The sequence below is a fragment of the Streptomyces sp. NPDC006458 genome (assembly GCF_040612135.1).
Lineage (GTDB): Bacteria > Actinomycetota > Actinomycetes > Streptomycetales > Streptomycetaceae > Streptomyces.
In genome coordinates, this window is the sequence record NZ_JBEXPR010000022.1 from 87,042 (window position 1) to 104,850 (window position 17,809).

A 17,809-nucleotide genomic window follows, 5' to 3' on the forward strand; every position below is an offset into this window, starting at 1 on the left:
TCCGCGTCCGCGTCGGCACCCGCGCGGCCGGGGCGCCCGGACCGGCCCGGGGTGCCGGAGCCCGGGGGGCCGCCGGAGCCGGGCGTGCCGTCGCCGTCGTGGGTGGAGCCGTCGTCCGAGCCGCCGCCCGTGTCGCCCGAGCCGCCCGCCTCTCCGACGCCGACGGAGGCGGAGCCGTCGTCGTCGGCGCATCCGGAGCCGGGTCCGCAGCTGGAGTCGCGGGAGCCGGCGCCTGCGGCCGGGTCGCCCGCGTAGCTGTGCTTCCAGGGCTCTGACCTGCGCGGGAACGGGTCAGTTTGCCTTCCGGGGTGGTGGGTGCGTATGGTGGTAGATCGTTTGATCCCATTTGCCCGGCGCCACAGCAGAGCGCGCCGTGTGGCGCGTACTCTCCCTTGCCGTGTCGGACCGCATTGAGGCGGTCGTGTGCGATTCACGGAGTTGACGGGCGCGTGCCGATGAGACTCCGGAAGGTTTCGCATACGCATGTCCATTTCCAGTTCCGATCACGTCGTCCTGCCCGAGAACCTCGAAGAGGGCATCGTCGGGGCCGAGGCCTCCGAGACCTCTGAGACCCCCGAGCTGACCTTCGCGGACCTCGGTCTGCCGGAGGGCGTTGTGCGCAAGCTCGCGCAGAACGGCGTGACGGCCCCCTTCCCGATCCAGGCCGCGACCATCCCGGACGCGCTGGAGGGCAAGGACATCCTCGGCCGGGGCCGCACCGGTTCCGGCAAGACCCTGTCCTTCGGTCTGCCGACCCTCGCCCGGCTGGCGGGCGGCCGCACCGAGAAGAAGCGCCCCCGCGCGGTCATCCTGACGCCGACCCGCGAGCTGGCCATGCAGGTCGCGGACGCCCTGCAGCCCTACGGCGACGTCGTCGGCCTGCGCATGAAGGTCGTCTGCGGCGGTACGTCGATGGGCAACCAGATCTACGCCCTGGAGAAGGGCGTCGACATCCTGGTCGCCACCCCGGGCCGACTGCGCGACATCATCAACCGCGGCGCCTGCTCCCTGGAGGACGTGCAGATCGCCGTTCTCGACGAGGCCGACCAGATGTCCGACCTGGGCTTCCTGCCCGAGGTCACCGAGCTGCTGGACCAGATTCCGGCGGGCGGCCAGCGGATGCTGTTCTCAGCGACGATGGAGAACGAGATCCAGACCCTCGTCGACCGCTACCTGAACGCCCCCGTCTCGCACGAGGTGGACGCGGCCCAGGGCGCGGTGACGACGATGTCCCACCACATCTTCATCGTGAAGCCCAAGGACAAGGCGCCGGTCACCGCCGCGATCGCCTCCCGCAAGGGCCGCACGATCATCTTCGTCCGCACCCAGCTGGGCGCCGACCGCGTCGCCGAGCAGCTGCGCGAGGCCGGCGCGAAGGCCGACGCGCTGCACGGCGGCATGACGCAGGGCGCGCGCACCCGCACGCTGGCCGACTTCAAGGACGGTTACGTCAACGTCCTGGTCGCCACCGACGTCGCCGCGCGCGGTATCCACGTCGACGGCATCGACCTCGTGATGAACGTGGACCCGGCCGGTGACCACAAGGACTACCTGCACCGCGCCGGCCGTACGGCCCGCGCCGGCCGCACCGGCACGGTCGTCTCGCTGGCCCTGCCGCACCAGCGCCGGCAGATCTTCCGCCTGATGGAGGACGCGGGCGTCGACGCCTCGCGCCACATCATCCAGGGCGCCGGCGCCTTCGACCCGGAGGTCGCCGAGATCACCGGTGCCCGGTCGATGACCGAGGTCCAGGCCGAGTCGGCGGGCAACGCCGCCTCGCAGGCCGAGCGTGACGTGGCCCACCTGACCAAGCAGCTGGAGCGCGCCCAGCGCCGGGCGACCGAGCTGCGCGAGGAGTCCGACCGACTGCTGGCCCGTGCCGCCCGTGAGCGCGGCGAGGACCCGGAGGCCGCGGTCGCCGCCGCCGCCGAGGCCGCCGAGGCCGTCGAGGCCGTCGCCGAGGTCGTCGTGCCGGAGCAGCCGGCCGCGCAGGACGTGGACCAGACGGAGCGCGAGGAGCGCCGCGAGCGCCGTGACGAGCGCGGTGGCTTCGGCGGCCGCGAGGAGCGTCGTCCGTTCAACCGTGACCGTGACGACCGTGGCGGCCGTTCCTTCGAGCGTCGTGACGACCGTGGTGGCTTCAACCGCGACCGTGACGACCGTGGCGGTCGTTCCTTCGAGCGTCGTGACGACCGTGGTGGCCGGACCTTCAACCGTGACGACCGCGGCGGCTTCAACCGTGACCGTGGTGAGCGCGGCTTCGAGCGTCGTGACGACCGCGGTGGCTTCAACCGCGACCGTGACGACCGTGGCGGTCGTTCCTTCGAGCGTCGTGACGACCGCGGTGGCTTCAACCGCGACCGCGACGACCGCGGTGGCCGTTCCTTCGAGCGTCGCGACGACCGTGGCGGCCGCTCCTTCGAGCGCCGTGACGACCGTGGCGGCCGGACCTTCAACCGTGACGACCGCGGTGGCCGTCCCTTCGAGCGCCGTGACGACCGTGGCGGCTTCAACCGCGACCGTGACGACCGTGGCGGCTTCCGCCGTGACGACCGCGGTGGCCACCGCGGCAGCGACCGTCCCTTCAACCGCGACCGTCAGGGCGACCGCCCCGTCTTCCGTTCCGGCGGCCACGAGCGTCCCTACGGCCGCCGTGACGACCACCGTGGCACCGGTCCCTCCGCCGGCCGCCGCGAGGACAAGCCGCGCTGGAAGCGCAACGGCTGACGCCGGCTGAGCAGCTGACCCCCGAGGGCCCGTACGACCGATGTCGTACGGGCCCTCGGTCTGTGAGGGCCTCTTTTAGTCGACTGTGACGCATGTCACGCCCCGGGCGGGGGAATTGCTGGGGGCATGACAGATGACGCCAGAGAGAGCGGGCCGTCGGACGAGGAACGGCTGGCCCAGCTCGGCTACACGCAGGTGCTCGCGCGCCGGATGTCGGCGTTCTCCAACTACGCGGTGTCGTTCACGATCATCTCGGTGCTGTCGGGCTGCCTGACGCTGTACCTGTTCGGGATGAACACCGGCGGGCCGGCCGTGATCACCTGGGGCTGGGTCGCCGTCGGCCTGATGACCCTGTTCGTGGGGCTGGCCATGGCCGAGATCTGCTCGGCCTATCCGACCTCGGCCGGCCTGTACTTCTGGGCGCACCGGCTCGCGCCGCCGCGGTCGGCCGCCGCCTGGGCGTGGTTCACGGGCTGGTTCAACGTGCTCGGCCAGGTGGCGGTGACCGCGGGCATCGACTTCGGGGCCGCGTCCTTCCTCGGGGCTTATCTGAACCTCCAGTTCGGCTTCGAGGTGACCCCCGGGCGCACGATCCTGCTGTTCGCCGCGATCCTGGTGCTGCACGGCCTGCTGAACACCTTCGGCGTGCGGATCGTCGCGCTGCTGAACAACGTCAGCGTGTGGTGGCACGTACTGGGTGTCGTCGTGATCGTCGGCGCGCTGACCTTCGTGCCCGACGAGCACCAGTCCGCGTCCTTCGTCTTCGGCGAGTTCGTGAACAACACGGGCTGGGGCAGCGGGCCGTACGTCGTGCTGCTGGGTCTGCTCATGGCCCAGTACACCTTCACCGGCTACGACGCCTCCGCCCATATGACCGAGGAGACGCACGACGCCTCCACCGCGGGCCCGAAGGGCATCGTGCAGTCCATCTGGACGTCGTGGATCGCCGGATTCGTGCTCCTGCTCGGCTTCACCTTCGCCATCCAGTCCTACGACGGTGCCCGCACCTCCCCGACCGGCGCGCCGCCCGCGCAGATCCTGCTCGACGGCCTCGGCGCGACCGCGGGCAAGCTGCTGCTGCTCGTGGTGATCGGCGCGCAGTTGTTCTGCGGCATGGCCTCGGTCACGGCCAACAGCCGTATGATCTACGCCTTTTCGAGGGACGGCGCGCTGCCGTACTCGCACGTCTGGCACACCGTGAGCCCCCGTACGCGCACCCCCGTGGCGGCGGTGTGGCTGGCCGCGCTCTCCGCGCTCGCACTGGGACTGCCGTACCTGATCAATGTGACGGCCTACGCGGCGGTGACCTCGATCGCCGTGATCGGCCTCTACATCGCCTACGTCATCCCGACGCTGCTGCGGGTGCGCAAGGGCGACGCGTTCGAGCGGGGGCCGTGGCATCTGGGCCGCTGGTCGGGCGTGGTCGGCGTGGTGGCGGTGGTCTGGGTCGGCGTGATCACCGTGCTGTTCATGCTGCCGCAGGTCTCCCCGGTCACCTGGGAGACGTTCAACTACGCCCCCGTCGCCGTCCTGGCCGTCCTCGGCTTCGCCGCCACCTGGTGGCTGGTCTCCGCCCGGCACTGGTTCCTCAACCCCGACCACGAACGGACCATCGCCTGGACGGCGGCCCGCGCGGCCCGCCCCGAACCGGTCGATCCCTGACCTTTCCCGACCGTGACGTGGCCGGGTCACCGATACCCGATCGGAGACCCGGCCACGTCCGGCTATGCTCGGGTAGGCAACATCGCCAGGGCCCTTAGCTCAATTGGCAGAGCAGTGGACTTTTAATCCATTGGTTGTGGGTTCGAGTCCCACAGGGCCTACGAGACGGACCCCAGCTCAAGCGGCAATTGAGCTGGGGTCCTGTCCGTTTTCGGTAGGTCGAGTGATCGTTTGCTGGCCCTTAGCTGGCCCGAAGGGACAGGCGCCGTGTCAGCGGCCCGCACCCAGCAAGTCCGCCAGGTGGCGCCGTGCAGCGATCAGGTCCGCGAGGTGCGACGCCATGTCGCCGATCAGCTCGTCCACCTCTTCCAGGTTCAGGGTTGGCCACGTGCCATCTCCGTAGAACGCGAGGCCGATGCGTTCGCCGTGCCACTCCTCCAGGCGAAACTCCATCAGCCCACTGTCCCGCAGGCGGCCCGCGTAAGCGCCCGTCATGCCGACTGCTGCGCCGATGACGCGGGGCGCTTCCGCCTGGGGATCGGGCCACTCGGTATGAGCCGGCCGTGCGCGGCGGGCCGGTATGGACGTGCAGCCGTCTTGCGCACGGTCAGCGTTGGTGGGCAGGTCCGGGCGGGTGGTCGGGGCAGGTGTGGTGGTTGACACGAGACGGTTGGTGCGCATGGGCGACTCTCTCGGGATGGCATCAGGGCCAGAGTTGGGCGAGACTCGGCCGGGCGCCGAGACCTCGTTGGTAGTGAGTGGACCCAGGTATGGGGCATTCCGGTTTGATGCCCAATAGAGTGATACGCCTTTAAGCCAGTTGGCCGGAAGGGAACTTGAGGCGTCGTCGAGTGGGGCTCAAGCGCCTTGGCCATGGAAGGCACGTAAGGGCGCCCCGGTGTCCGAGGAATGGTGCGGTCCCCGGCCAGCGACGGGGGCGTCGGCCGGGGACCGCGGTGTCCGTCCGGCCCCGGGTGGTCACGGGGCCGGACGGGGTCAGGCGGGCCCGTCAGGGCCGTGGCAGCGGCACGGGCAGCGGCGGACCAGCAGCACGCCCTTGGCGCCGGGCAGCGGCAGGTCCTCGGCCCGGCGGCACCGGTCGTGCAGGTCCCCGTACCCGTCCTGCCGGGCCAGGGTGCACTCGGGCGACAGGTACTCCTCCGCCGTCTCCCAGGTCACAGCTGTTCGCCTCTCGACCGGGTGTTGGCCGCTGCCACTCCTGCGCTGAGGATCTCCTCCGACGTGGCCGGCCGGAGCCGCTCCGGCTGTGCGTCCCACTCGCGGCCGCCACCGAGGGGGCGCAGCTGGACGTAGGGGCCCAGGAAGCCCATCACCCGGCCGACCCGGCCGCTTGTGGTGTCCCTCATGGTGTCGCCCAGGCGCGGTTCCCGGTCCTCGCCACCGGCCGGTGCGGTGGTCGCGGCGTCGCTCGGCATGGGCACTCCTCCTGACGTGCGGGATTCCCTCTCACACACGAGACCGTAGAGCGCGGTACAACAGAGGCAGGCACGCACTTTGCGTGCCCTGACTCGGGGGCAACCATGGACACTTCGGGTATCGGCCGCCGCATCGCCCACTGGCGGGACCGGCGCGGCTTCACCCAGACCGACTTCGGCCAGCTCATGGGGCAGACGAGGCGCTGGGTCCAGGACATCGAAGGCGGCAAGCGGCAGCAAGACCCCCGCCTCTCAGTGCTGGTGCGCGCGGCGGACGTCCTGCGCATCCCCCTGGAGCAGTTGTTGGCAGACAGCACGCCCCCGCCCCCGCCCGGCAGCGCCCCGCCTGCGGGTGCCCTCGCCGTGATCGACGCGCTTTACGGCGCCCCGCCCTCCACCGAGCCAGCCCCGCTGTCCGTGCTGCACAAGCGGCTCGCCTACTGCTGCGAGGCGTTCCAGGCCTGCCACTACGCGACGCTCGCCCGCGAACTGCCAGCGCTGATCACAGGCGCCGGCCAGACCGAGCACAGTGCTCCGGACGGAGCGCGATCGGAGGCGGCCTCGCTCCACTCCCGCGTCTACCAGCTGACGACGTCGTACCTGCACAAGTACGGTCAGGCGTCCGCCATCCAGGCCGCCCTCGCCGCAGACCGGGCCCTCGCCGCGGCGGAGCGGTCCGGCGACCCGGTCCAGATAGGGGCCGCAACCCGGCGCGTGGCCAAGAGCCTCGTCTACCAGCAGCGCCCGGAGGCGGCCGTCGAGTTCGCGACGTCTGCCGCCCGGCGCCTGGAGGACGACCTGTCCGAGCGCGGGCCGCTGGGTCTGTCCACTCTCGGCATGCTGTACCTGTCCGCGGCCCTCGCCGCCTCATCGCAGGAACGGACCACCGCCAGGGTCCGCACGGCGACCGACTTCGTCGACGAGGCCGCAGACGTGGCCGACCGGCAGGGCGGCGATCTCGACGAGGACTGGACCATGTTCGGGCCGACCAACGTGGAACTGCACCGGGTTGACATGCTCGTCCGTTTCGAGGACGGCTGGTCCGCCCTTGAAGCCGCCGACGCGATCGGCCCGGAAGCCTTCGCCGGCTTGAGCCGGGAGCGGCAGGCCGGCCACCGCGTCGCGATGGCACGCGCTTCGCTCTTGACACGGCGTAAGGAAGCGGCGGCGCAGGAGCTGCTGGAGGCTGACCGGCTGGCGCCGGAGGACGTGCGGAGCAGGCCAAGCACGGTAGACCTGGTGAAGGACGTGGTCGGAGCAACTCCCAACCCTGGGGGCGAGTTGCGGGTGCTGGCCGAACACTGTGGACTCCGCGCATGATCCTGTACCTGATCGCCTGCGCCGCAGGTCCCACTCAGTACATCGACGACGGCGTGCGCGCGGCCCAGGCCGACGGATGGGACGTATGCCTGATCCTCACCCCGTCCGCCGCCAGATGGTGGGAGCCCCGCATGGCCGAACTGGTGGAGCTGACCGGGCATCCGGTGCGGTCGCAATACAAGCTGCCGTGGGAGAAAGACGCTCTGCCGCAGGCGGCCGCCATGCTCGTGGCGCCCATGTCCTGCACCACGCTGAACAAGTGGGGCGCTGGCATCAGCGACACCCTGGCGATCGGACTCCCGTCCGAGGCCGTACACATGGGCGTGCCGGTGGCGGCCATGCCCTACTTCAACCAGGCGCAGGGCTCGCAGCCCGCGGTGGCGCGGTCGATTACCGCCCTGCGGGAGCAGGGAGTCCTCTTCCTGGACGGAGAGGGCGGGTACGCGTCACATCCCCCGAAGCGAGGCAACCCGGCCGTCTTCCCGTGGGCGAAGGCGCTCGCCGGGGTGCGGCGCCTGGCCGCCACCTGACCGCCCAGATAGGAAAAGTAGCCCCCGCAGCACCGCCCGGAGGACGGCACGGCGGTGGCACTCCTCAGACGTAAAAGCGGCCCCGCCCTCCCGTTAAGGAGAGCGGGGCCGCGGTCACAGGTGCCAGGGGGTGAGGTCGAGTTCGGCCGGCGGTTCAGGCGCGGGCCCTGCTGGCGTTTTCGGGCCGACCCGGCGGGCCCACTGGAGCATGTCCAGGTAGGCGCGTGTCAGCAGCTTGCGCTGCTTGCGTTCCTCGGCCAGCTCCTTGTCCAGCCGGTCCGTGATCGCGCGGAATCCCTCGCGCCTGTTCGTCGCTCTGGACTGCCCCCACGACAGCAGGCCCACGACCAGGGCGACGGCGCCGCCGACCAGTGCCCCTACATCCATCAGCGTGCTCTCTTTCGCAGGTGCGGTGGGGGCGGGTCGTCCATCCCGGACACCAGCACCACACCGATCGTGAATGCCCCCCATCCGCACGCCGACCCGACGGCCGGCGGGTAGCTGCTGGCCGCGGCCGCCGAGAAGACGCCTGCCCACAGTCCGGCTGGGACGGCGAGCGAGACGTAGCCGAGGGCCTGGAAGCGGGGGCAGTTGATGAGCAGGCCAGCCAGCGCGGCCAGCACGCCGCAGCCCACCCACATCCAGCCGAGGGAGTTGAGGCCGCCAGGCACCAGCTTGGTGAGGTCCGCCAGGCCGCGGGCGGTGCCGTAGCGGGGCTGGCCGACGATGCCGAGGCCGCCGTATCCGGCCCAGCCGAGGCCGACGGTGATGAGGAAAGCGCGGCGGTGGGAGAACCGGCGCCGCGCCGCCACGCCCCGCATCAGGCGTCCGTGCGCGGTGTGTGCTTAGCGGCCCAGCCGGACACGAAGGCGACAGCCGCGGGGACCAGGGCGAGGACGAACGGGGCGAGCGCGGGCGGCATCCATCCGACCAGCTCGGCGTGATCCTGCACGGCCTCAAGGGAGGCGAGCAGGCCGGTGCTGCCGACGTATGCGGCGGCGGTAGCGGCGGTGACCTTCTTCTCTACGCGTGCCATCGGTTACTCCTTCTCCAGCGCGGTGACGCGCTTCTCCAGGGCGGTGAGCCGCTGCTCGACGGTGAGCGGCGGAACGGGCGGCTTGGGCGTGGGTGGCTTCGGCGGGGTCGGCGACCAGCTGGCCGGGTGCTTGAGGCGCTCGGCGACCCGGGCGAGGATCGCCGTCCAGTCGACGCCGCGGGGGTCGACCTTGCCGGGCTGCCAGTCGAGGTGCCGGATCAGGGAGCGCTCGGTCCAGCCGTGCCGTCGGCAGAGCGCGGCGCCGGCGCGGACGATCGCCTCGATCTGGACGGCGGGCCACGGGTCGCGGCCGTCGCCGAGGTTCTCGCACTCGAAGCCGTAGAAGTGCCGGTTGCCGTCGGTGTTCGCCTCGTTGTCCGGCGGCAGCGGGCCCTCGGCGATGACGGCCTGGAGGACGTCGTCGTCGCCCTTCCCGGCGTGGTTGGCGCGGCCGTAGCCGACGAGGTGGATGCGGCCGTCCTTGGTGATGACGCCGTGGCACAGCGGGCCGGGCAGGTCGGGGTGCCCCTTGCGGCAGAGCTCGACGGTGGCGGCCGAGCCCTTGGTGACGGTGTGGTGGATCATCACCCCGTGCACGGGCCCCCAGGGGCCCTTGTGGTTGCGGTTGTGGGTGCGCCAGTCGCCGACCTCGACGACGGCCAGGCCCTCGTCGCGCAGCGCGTCGAGGAACGTGGCGGCGGTCAGTGGTGTGGCCATGCGTGAGTCCTCCAGGGCATGAGGAAGCCCCGGCCGTTGGCTCGGGGCGTGGGGTGGTGTGGGGTGGTGGTCAGCTGGCGGGTTCGATGATGAGCTCGCGCATGGCGAAGGTCGCCGTGTCGGTGCCCACCGAAGTGCGCATCAGGAGGCGCGTGTTGTAGGTGGCGCCGGGGGTGAGGCCGGTCAGCAGGTGCACGACGCCGGAGCGTGCGAAGGTCGAGCCGTAGTGGCTGGCGCCGATGGCGTCCGCGGCGGCCTCGACGAGGGTGCCGGCGCCGATGACTCCCCCGGTGCGGGTCTCGGGGGCGGCGAGGGTGCCGGAGGTGGCGTTGCTGTTGACCATGCGGGCTGCGGTGTGGATCATCACCCGGCCGGTGGTCGGGGCGACGAAGCTCACGGCGCAGTCGGTGCCGGTGGTGGTGTAGGACGTCGAGGTGGTGGTCACCGACGCGGACTGTGCGTCGGCCGCGGTCGGCGGCGTGTCGAGGGCCTTGACGGTGGATCCGGCCGAGAGGTCGGGCACGGGTCACTCTCCTTGTCTCTACAGTGCCCGGACGGCGGGCTGGGTGAGCCGGACGGCTGTGACCGCTGTCTGTGCTTTGACGATGCCGTTGGCCGATCTGGCCGCGGTGATGGTCTGCGGGTTGACGACCTCGACGTTGTCGTAGCGGACCTCGACGGTGGCGGCGTTGGTGTTGCCGGTGGCCCGGATCGAGCGGGTGCCGATCTGGCCTGCCGCGGTGAGGGAGGTGTCGGCCGCCTCGATGTGCCACCCGGTCGGTTCCGGGGCCGTCGCGAGCCAGGCCTTTGCGCGCAGGGTGCTGCCGGAGACCTGGAGGCGCAGGCGGATGTACTGGCCCGCGACGTGGGTCACGCCCGGCAGCGTGTACGCGCTGCCGAGCTGTGTCTGGACGTTCGCGACGACCTTGCGGACGGACAGCGTGACCGTGTTCGTCTGGCTGAACTGGAGCCGGGCCATGTAGAAGTTGCTGCCGTCCAGGGTGCGCGCGGTGACCGCCCCGTAGAGGCCGTCGGTGCCGGTGGCGAGGGCGCTGGTGGTGATGTCGGCGTAGACGTCCGCGTCCGGGTGGACCGCGGCCAGCGAGGTGCGCCGGGAGACGTCCAGCGTCGCCAGGACGTGGACGCCGTAGCCGCTGCCCACGCTGTAGTCGGCCGTCGTCCCTCCGCCCGTGACCGCCCAGGCCGGGCCGGTGTCGGGGCTGCCCCAGCCGCCTGCGACGGTCCGGGTGAAGGTGTCCTTCAGCCAGGACGTGATCGCGGAGGCGGTGACGTCCTCGCCTCCCAGCGTGAGGGCGAGCGGCATGTCGGCCGGGTCGGTGGTCCACAGCGGGCCGGTGGCGGTGAGCACGTGCAGGGCGGTGGCGGCGGATGCGGCCGCGGCGGCCAGCTGCGCGCCGGCGGTGTCCCGGCGGGCCCGCACGGTGTCGTCGCGCACGGCCACCCTCCAGGGCGACGCGGGGGTGCAGTTGAAGGTCATGTTCCAGTCGACCGGGTGGCCGATGACCTCGGTCTGTCCCTGCATGAGCAGGTCGATCGTGCCGGGCGGCAGCCAGGGCGGAGGGTTGGCGATGGTGAGGCGGTCGCCGCAGTCCAGGGCCGTGGCCGCGTCGATCAGGCCGGGTCCGGCCGCGAGGTCGACGCCCACGACGGGGTAGCGCAGCTCGTCGACCGTGCCCAGGTGCAGCCGCCAGGATGCGTGCTGCTCAAGCTGGCCGTCGCTGTCGACGTTCACCGTGAGCGAGTCGTCGTAGGGGCCGACTCCGTCGGGCGGGGCCTGGACGGACAGCGGCCCGGACTCCAGGACGGCACGGGCGGACGAGCCGCCGGCGCGCTCGACGGTGCGGTCGTTGCGCACGCCCTGGTCGTCGTCGGCGGGCTCCAGCGGGTGCGCGAGTCCGGCCGCCTGGTAGTCGAGAGCGAGGGTGACGGGCTGGTTGTAGAGGGTCTCGCGGCCGCGGTAGGCGAGGGAGCGCTGGTCGCGGCGCTCGTAGAGGATTCCGCCGTCGGTGTCCGCAGCCTCCTCGATGAGGTCGAGGAACGTCTGGGGCCGCTGGGCGCCCATCACGACCTGGGCGGTGGTGTCGCCGTGGACCAGGACGTACTTGCCTTCCTCGCCGGACAGGCGGCGCAGTCGCTCGCCCGCGCTCTCGCCGGCGAACCCGTCGTCGGCGCCGATGAACGCGGCCGGGTCGATCGAGGGGAACACCGTGATGTGGCCCGCCTTCAGGTTCCCGGGGACGCCCATCACCCTGACGGACGTGGGCCGTCCCTCGGTGGCGGCGTACAGCGTGTTCGCGCCCCAGCCGGAGATACCGACACCGACCCAGCCGACGTGCACGTCGACGTTCCCGCCGCTCTGGACCGCGGACAGGATGAGCCGGTTCCAGCGGCCGGTGAAATCCGGGGCCGTCGTCGAAATGGTCGCAAGGACGGTGCCGTCGTCGTCGAGGGCCTCCACCCGGACGTTGTTCGTCTGGACCCGGATCGTGTACTTCTTCGCGGTGCCGGTGGTGCTGACCTCCAGCACGGTGTTCAGCGACGACGGCATGGTGTCGAGCCGGTACACGAACTCGACCTGCCAGGCGCCCGCGGGGATCGCGGGGATGGTGCCGCGGCCCTCGCCGTCCTGGTCGAAGGCGGGCACGGTGGAGGCGCCGCCGAGGGTGTCGTCCGCCCCGAACGCCACCCCGGACACGGCCATCGGCCGCACCCCTGCGAGCGGGCTGTAGCCCTGGGTCGCGCCGGACGGTTCCTCCAGCGGCCAGTAGGCGGCGGGGCTGTAGGCGGGGATACGGCGCCGCAGCGTGGAGTCGAACGGCTTCTGCCCCTGCCCGTAGCGGCGCAGGACGCCGGCCGCCTCGATGGGCACACGGACGTCCCGCCCGGAGACGTCCCAGCGCGGCGGCCAGTTCGACACCTCGCCCACGAACCTCGTGCGCCGGTTGGTGATCTGGGTGCCGCCGTTGAGCGTCCACGTGCGGCCCGCCCCGTCGGCGAACGACGTCGTCCCGATGGCCTGTGCGGTGAACACCGGGTTCGCCACGACCGTGCCGCCGATGCCGCTGCGGACCTCGGCGGCCATGCAGCGGCCGGCCGCCGGGGTCATCGACGTGACCGTGGCATCGCCGATGCGCAGGTCGGCGGCGGTGGCGTTGAAGACGGACGTCGTCCCGGCCTGGACGACGTCGGCGCCGAGCTGCGTCCACGGTCCGGCCGTGCCCGAGGGCGCGGTGTAGAACCGGACGGTGCGTCCGCCGGCCCCGTTGTCCACGTCGAGCGTCGCCCGGACGGCGAGGCGGCCCGAGGGCGGGACGACCAGCCGGGCGGTCGACGACGCGCCGAGCACGTTCACCCCGTCCGCCGACCACTCGAAATACAGCCGGTTGCTGCGGACGCCGAGGAACCAGGCCTTGTCGGAGGCCAGTGCGGCCATCTTCCCGATGATCTCGGTGGTCGCCAGCCCGTCGCCGGCGTCCAGCCAGTTCACCAGCAGCGCGTCCACCCGCACGTCGATGTCCCCGGTGATGGCGAGGGCGGCGTTGTGCGGGGTGGACGCGTGGTCGCCGACGGCGCCGGGGATCCGCAGGAACTGGCTGCCCGCCAGCACGGACACCCGGACCGGCGTGTTGCGGCCGATCAGCCCGTAATAGGGCGACAGCGGGTTGCGGGGGGAGTACTTCCCGGACCGGTTGTTGAGGACGAGAGAGCACCGCGAGGGGTCGGTGCGCTGCCCCTCGTCGGGGCGGCCCCGCTCGATCGTGATCCGGTCCTGGGTGTAGACGTCCGTGGTGATGTCCGTCCACACCCCGCCCGCGAACAGCTCGATCTGGACCTGGAGCGGGGTCTGCGGGAACGCCACGACCGAGCCTCCTATTCTCCGGTGAGGATCTGCACCCGGCCGCGCCCGTCGACGCGGACCATCTTGCGGAACAGCCGCTTGAGCTCGCTGTCCGCGCCCTGGATATCGAGCACGACGCGGGCGGTGCCGCCTGCGGCCTGGGCGCCCATGAGCGGCGCCATGGTGGGCGCGGTCAGCGGCCGTGCGGGGGCCGCGAGTTCGGGCCGGACCAGGGTCCGCATGGCCTCGTCGAGCTGCGGCGCGGTGCGCTGCATGCCCGCCACCACGCCGGGCGGGATCCACCGGCCGACCTGGTCGGCCAGCACGGTCGACGGGCTCTTGATACCGAGGGCCTTCTTGATGGCCTTCTGCATGCCCAGCGCGATCGTGAGCATGGCGTTCTCGATGTTCTTCTGTTCGGCCTTCAGGCCCGCCACCAGGCCCTTGGCGGCGTGGATGCCGGACCCGTACAGGGCGTCACCCGCCACCGTGCCCGCCTTGCCCGCCGCGGCGACGATCTGCGCCTGGGTGGAGTTGATCTGGCTGATGGTGCCCTTGCTGGCGGTGGCGAGGGCGGCCGCGGCGCTCGCCCCGCCCTCGACGCCGGCCTGTGCGATCTGCGCGATCAGGTCGGACCGGACGCCCTTCTTGCGCAGTGCGACCAGATCGGCGGCGAACTTCTTGGCGGCGGCCAGCTTGTCGGTCATGTTCGTCAGCAGGGTCTCCGCCGACACCGGCCCCTGCCCGGCGAGGGTGGTGATGTTGGCGCTGTCGAGAACGCCCTTCTTGACGTCCGCGACCAGCTTGGCGCGGGCCTTGACCAGGTCGTCCAGCCGCTTGGTGGCGGTCTTCAGTCTGGTGGCCACCACTGCCTCGCGGTCGGCCAGCCGCAGCAGCCGCTCGGTGCCGAAGTCCGCCTTGGCCAGGGCCTTGGTGCGCCGGCCGCCCGGGGCGAGCGCGGCACGGATGATGTCCGCCAGCTTCGCTGCGGCGGCCTGGACCTGCTTGCGCGACCCGGTCATGCCGAGGACCAGGCCGCGCGCGATCCACTGGCCCTGGGCCCGGGTCACCTTCGAGGGCGAGGCGATCCCGAGGGCCTTGGCGATCGGGCCCGGAACGGCCGATTTCGCGAAGGAGTACAGCTGGCTGCGCAGCCATCCGCCCATGGACCTGATGCCGTTCCACAGGCCGCGGACGACGTCCATGCCCTTGCTGACGAGCAGGCCGCGCATGGAGCCGATGGCGGCGTTGATCCGGCCGGGCCAGCTCACCATCCAGCCGACCAGTTCCAGGGCCTTCTTGACCGCCCAGTTCTTGGCCGAGTTGAACCACCCGGAGACCCAGCCGGGGATCCGGCCCATCCACGTGACGACGGCGAGGACACGGCCGACAGCCGAGGCCACCTTGCCGACGACCCAGTCCCAGACCAGGCCGGTCCAGCGCCTGACGCTGTCCCACTTGGCGATGACCAGCGCGACCAGGCCGATCACCACCGCGATGACCCAGCCGACCGGGCCCATGGCAATCAGCCACTGGGCGGCCATGGTCGCCGCCCACCAGACCGCCTTGGCGGCCATGATGGCGAACTGGACGGAGGAGACGACGGCGGCCCGGATCACGCTCAGGATCCACGTGCCGATCGCCACCAGCGCCGACCCCGTCCACGCGGCGGCGGTCGCCGCGCCCGAGACGATGGCGGCGCCCGCGATGCGGGCGTAGGCCCACAGCCCGACCGCGTTCATCCGCAGCCACCCGAGGGTGGTCTTCATGGCCGCGGTGTCCATCAGCCAGTGGGCCGCGCCCACGACGGCCGCCCCCGCTGCGTAGACCATCATCGCGCCCTTGACGACCAGGACGACCCCGGCGAGGCCGAGCAGCGTGTACATCAGGGGCCGCATCACGGCCTCGTTCTCGGTGGCGAAGTCGAGGAACACGCCGGCGACGGCGCCGATCTCCAGCAGGGCCGTGCGCTTGAACCTCGTCAACGCCTTCGACGCGCTGTCGTCCATGGCGTCGGCGAGCTTGTCGGTGGAACCGGTCGCCTTGTCCATGCCCGAGGCCGCCGCAGCGCTGGCAGGGTCGAGGGCGAACAGGGCGTCGGCCTGGGTGTTGGCCAGGTCACCGAACAGCGCCTGCGCCGCGTTCAGCCGGGTCGTCTTGTTCTCGGTGCCCCGCAGCGCGTCCATGGTCATCTGGAGTGCCTCAGTGGCCTGGCTGCCTCCGGCGCGCATCATCGCGCCGATCTTCAGGCCGTCCAGGCCGATCGAGCCGAACGCGGCCTGTGTGGCCTTGCTGCTGCCGAGCGCCACCTCGCCGAAAATTCCGATGGCGTCGGCGACCGCGTCGGCGTCCCGGGCGCCCTTGACGATGCCCTGGTGGATCAGGCCGATCGTGGTCTGTCCGTCCAGGCCGACCCGTCTGAACTGCGTCGAGTACTCGTTCAGCGTTTCCAGTAGGTCATCCGCCTTGTTGGCGGAGGTGCCGAATCCGGTGGTGATGATGTCGAACGCCTCGTCTGCGCTGTCGGCCAGGCCCGTGCGGACGAGCTGGCCGACTGCAGCCGTGACCGGGCCGACCTCGGTGTTGAACGTCTCGGCGAGCGCGAGTGCCTTGGTGGTGACGTCCTCCAGGCCGCTCTCGGCCGCCGTGCTCTTGCCGATGTTCTGGTAGACCCCGCGGATCGCCTCGTTGACGGTCTCGGTGGAGTCGCCCCAGGCCTCGCTGTAGACGCGCGCGGACATCTGCGACAGCTCGGCCGCCTCGGCCGGGCCGATGCCGAGCTGGGCGGCCAGCTTGGTGCTGGCCGCCTCCAGGTCCATCTCTGCCGCGATGCCGGCGCCGAGCGCGGCCGCCACCCCCGCGCCGATGCCGGCGGCCGCCGTGTCGAACCGCTCCCGGGCGGAGGACAGGCCCTGCTCGGTGTTGTCCCGGGCGACCAGGTTGAAGACCAGCGACGTGTCGCTCACGGCCGCACCCCCTGTGGTCAGGGGGCACGGCGGCCCCTGTTCAGCTGTTCTTCAGTTCTTCACTGGCCTTGCGCTGGGCTTCCTCGTAGGCGTCGAGCCAGGCGAGATAGACGTCCGTCTCCTCGACGGTGAAGGCGTCCCAGTCGCGGGCCAGGATGCCCAGCAGGTGGGCCGCATCGCCGAGGCGGCTCAGTCGGCGACGGGCAGACTCGCTTTTCCCTCGTCCTCCGGGTCGTCGAAGGCCTCGGCGATCTCAAGGTCCAGCTGCGCGAGGGTGGCCGCCCGCTCGTCGCCGGTCGCGTTCTCCGAGACGCCCTCGCGCAGCTGGATCAGCTCGGCCTTGGAGTACTCCAGCTTCAGCTCGTCCCACGCGAAATCGACGTCGTCGAGCTTCACGGTGGGGTGCTCGCGCTTGAGGTACGTGAACAGCAGGACGCGGCGGCACAGGCTGTTGCCCTGGATCACGTCCTTGGTGAACGCCGACCAGTTGCGGGAGGTGAGGCGTTCGATGTTCTCCCGCTCCACCGACATGATCTTGCGGGGGTTGTACTTGAAGCGCTTCGGCTCGTCGCTGCCCTCGGGGCTGTAGACCAGATACAACGGGGTCTCCTTAGTCTGCCCGCGCAGCGATGCGCCGGGCCATGTTCTCCATGGCCGCCTCGACGGCCGCCTTGTACTCGCCCTCACGGCCCTGAAATGCGCGGTCGAACCAGTCGACCTTGCCGTGCTGCTGGACCCAGATCTCGCGGTTGCCGTACACCGGGTGCCGCCAGCCGCCCGCGCGGTTCAGCCTCTTCGGGGCGTTCGCGAAACCCCGCACGTTCTTCAACTTGAAGGCCTTCACGCGGGCGCCCGACCAGCGGCCGCCCAGCTTCACCTCGGGCCGGATCTTGCGGGCCACGGACGTCCGCAGCGCGGGCGCCGTACTGAGGCCGGCCGAGGACAGAGACATGATCTGGCTCTTTGCCTCGTCGGCGCCGGGCTTGAGCGCTGCCCGCATGTTCGCGGCCAGCTCCTTGCGCAGCTGCTTGCCGTCCTCCTCCGCGCGGATCGCACGCACCAGGGCGGCCAGGCCCTCATGCGTTTCCACGCCGAGCGAGAACGGCGGCCCGCCGGACATCAGACGGTTGCGCGGGTCACCGCGCCCGAGGTCGGGTACGTGACCGACACCGTGGCCTCGTCGCCGACGCTGCCCGTGATCGGGTTCCAGCTCTTGATCAGCACGCTGCCGGTGTACTTGGGGTTCGAGGTGCTGACCGCGCCCTGGTCGGCGCGCACCTCGAACGGGACAACGGTGCCGAGCAGCGGCCACATGATCGCGTCCAGCGCCGCGGCGGCGTAGTCGTTGAACAGCTCCAGCCCCAGCTCGCCACTCTTCAGGCCGCCGAGGACTTCCTTCCAGCCGAGGGAGGCGAACGTCGTGACGTCCTTCTCCTCGACCTCGATCGAGACCTCGGCCTTCTTGGTGTACGTGTTCAGGACGTTCGCGTTGATGCTCAGGTACTCGGCGAGCAGGACCATCTTGGGCATGGTGTGGGCCCCCTTCCAGGGCAGGC

The 17,809-nt window shown here is 71.3% G+C and carries 17 protein-coding genes and 1 tRNA gene; 5 read left to right on the plus strand and 13 right to left on the minus strand.

All coding sequences use genetic code 11. The features are described 5' to 3' along the window. The first annotated feature begins 483 nt into the window (after positions 1 to 483). The 3 genes from ABZZ79_RS27605 (at position 484) to ABZZ79_RS27615 (ending at position 4,550) form a co-directional block, all read left to right on the plus strand. Positions 484 to 2,727 carry a DEAD/DEAH box helicase gene (locus tag ABZZ79_RS27605; protein ID WP_356693096.1) on the plus strand — a complete coding sequence of 748 codons (2,244 nt, stop codon included), beginning with the start codon at positions 484 to 486 and terminating at the stop codon, positions 2,725 to 2,727. Between the two features lie 126 nt (positions 2,728 to 2,853). After that, entirely contained in the window at positions 2,854 to 4,389 is a 1,536-nt protein-coding gene (locus ABZZ79_RS27610; RefSeq protein WP_356693098.1) for an amino acid permease, read from the plus strand. An 88-nt stretch (positions 4,390 to 4,477) separates the two neighbouring features. Further along, a tRNA-Lys gene (locus tag ABZZ79_RS27615) sits at positions 4,478 to 4,550 on the plus strand. A gap of 109 nt (positions 4,551 to 4,659) precedes the next feature. Here ABZZ79_RS27615 and ABZZ79_RS27620 read toward each other — a convergent pair. The 3 genes from ABZZ79_RS27620 to ABZZ79_RS27630 all read right to left on the minus strand — a co-directional run bounded on the left by ABZZ79_RS27620 (position 4,660) and on the right by ABZZ79_RS27630 (position 5,825). Further along, positions 4,660 to 5,070, minus strand: coding sequence for a hypothetical protein (locus ABZZ79_RS27620; protein ID WP_356693100.1), 411 nt, complete (start codon positions 5,068 to 5,070; stop codon positions 4,660 to 4,662). A gap of 315 nt (positions 5,071 to 5,385) precedes the next feature. After that, the gene (locus ABZZ79_RS27625; RefSeq protein ID WP_356693102.1) at positions 5,386 to 5,568 is read right to left on the minus strand and encodes a hypothetical protein; all 183 of its coding nucleotides are present in this window, start codon (positions 5,566 to 5,568) and stop codon (positions 5,386 to 5,388) included. Then, positions 5,565 to 5,825, minus strand: a complete 261-nt coding sequence (locus ABZZ79_RS27630; protein ID WP_356693104.1) for a hypothetical protein — start codon at positions 5,823 to 5,825, stop codon at positions 5,565 to 5,567. Before ABZZ79_RS27630 ends, ABZZ79_RS27625 begins: the two co-directional genes overlap by 4 nt. A gap of 105 nt (positions 5,826 to 5,930) precedes the next feature. Here ABZZ79_RS27630 and ABZZ79_RS27635 point away from each other — a divergent pair, with 105 nt between their 5' ends. After that, a complete protein-coding gene (locus ABZZ79_RS27635; protein ID WP_356693105.1) occupies positions 5,931 to 7,145 on the plus strand; it encodes a helix-turn-helix transcriptional regulator in 1,215 nt (404 codons plus the stop codon). Then, on the plus strand, positions 7,142 to 7,675 hold the full coding sequence (locus tag ABZZ79_RS27640; RefSeq protein ID WP_356693107.1) for a flavoprotein: 534 nt from the start codon (positions 7,142 to 7,144) through the stop codon (positions 7,673 to 7,675). The genes ABZZ79_RS27635 and ABZZ79_RS27640 overlap by 4 nt, the downstream gene beginning before the upstream one ends. A 114-nt stretch (positions 7,676 to 7,789) precedes the next feature. On the opposite strand, the gene ABZZ79_RS27645 is transcribed toward ABZZ79_RS27640, so the two are convergent. The 10 genes from ABZZ79_RS27645 to ABZZ79_RS27690 form a co-directional block, all read right to left on the minus strand. Then, positions 7,790 to 8,062: a hypothetical protein gene (locus ABZZ79_RS27645; RefSeq protein WP_356693109.1), complete on the minus strand. Its 273-nt coding sequence runs from the start codon at positions 8,060 to 8,062 to the stop codon at positions 7,790 to 7,792. Further along, positions 8,062 to 8,496, minus strand: coding sequence for a hypothetical protein (locus tag ABZZ79_RS27650; RefSeq protein ID WP_356693111.1), 435 nt, complete (start codon positions 8,494 to 8,496; stop codon positions 8,062 to 8,064). Before ABZZ79_RS27650 ends, ABZZ79_RS27645 begins: the two co-directional genes overlap by 1 nt. Continuing rightward, entirely contained in the window at positions 8,496 to 8,711 is a 216-nt protein-coding gene (locus ABZZ79_RS27655) for a holin (RefSeq protein ID WP_356693113.1), read from the minus strand. Before ABZZ79_RS27655 ends, ABZZ79_RS27650 begins: the two co-directional genes overlap by 1 nt. Before the next feature lie 3 nt (positions 8,712 to 8,714). Then, on the minus strand, positions 8,715 to 9,428 hold the full coding sequence (locus ABZZ79_RS27660) for an N-acetylmuramoyl-L-alanine amidase (protein WP_356693115.1): 714 nt from the start codon (positions 9,426 to 9,428) through the stop codon (positions 8,715 to 8,717). A gap of 70 nt (positions 9,429 to 9,498) precedes the next feature. After that, positions 9,499 to 9,951, minus strand: coding sequence for a hypothetical protein (locus tag ABZZ79_RS27665; protein WP_356693117.1), 453 nt, complete (start codon positions 9,949 to 9,951; stop codon positions 9,499 to 9,501). Positions 9,952 to 9,969: 18 nt separating this feature from the next. Continuing rightward, positions 9,970 to 13,308 (minus strand): hypothetical protein, encoded by a 3,339-nt coding sequence (locus tag ABZZ79_RS27670; RefSeq protein WP_356693119.1) that lies wholly within the window; start codon positions 13,306 to 13,308, stop codon positions 9,970 to 9,972. 11 nt (positions 13,309 to 13,319) lie between these two features. Next, the gene (locus ABZZ79_RS27675) at positions 13,320 to 16,253 is read right to left on the minus strand and encodes a phage tail tape measure protein (RefSeq protein ID WP_356693121.1); all 2,934 of its coding nucleotides are present in this window, start codon (positions 16,251 to 16,253) and stop codon (positions 13,320 to 13,322) included. A gap of 189 nt (positions 16,254 to 16,442) precedes the next feature. Further along, complete coding sequence (locus ABZZ79_RS27680; RefSeq protein ID WP_356693123.1) at positions 16,443 to 16,853, minus strand: hypothetical protein; 411 nt, start codon at positions 16,851 to 16,853, stop codon at positions 16,443 to 16,445. A gap of 10 nt (positions 16,854 to 16,863) precedes the next feature. Beyond that, the gene (locus tag ABZZ79_RS27685; protein ID WP_356693125.1) at positions 16,864 to 17,343 is read right to left on the minus strand and encodes a hypothetical protein; all 480 of its coding nucleotides are present in this window, start codon (positions 17,341 to 17,343) and stop codon (positions 16,864 to 16,866) included. Positions 17,344 to 17,372: 29 nt separating this feature from the next. Next, on the minus strand, positions 17,373 to 17,783 hold the full coding sequence (locus ABZZ79_RS27690) for a phage tail tube protein (RefSeq protein ID WP_356693127.1): 411 nt from the start codon (positions 17,781 to 17,783) through the stop codon (positions 17,373 to 17,375). Positions 17,784 to 17,809 lie beyond the last annotated feature (26 nt).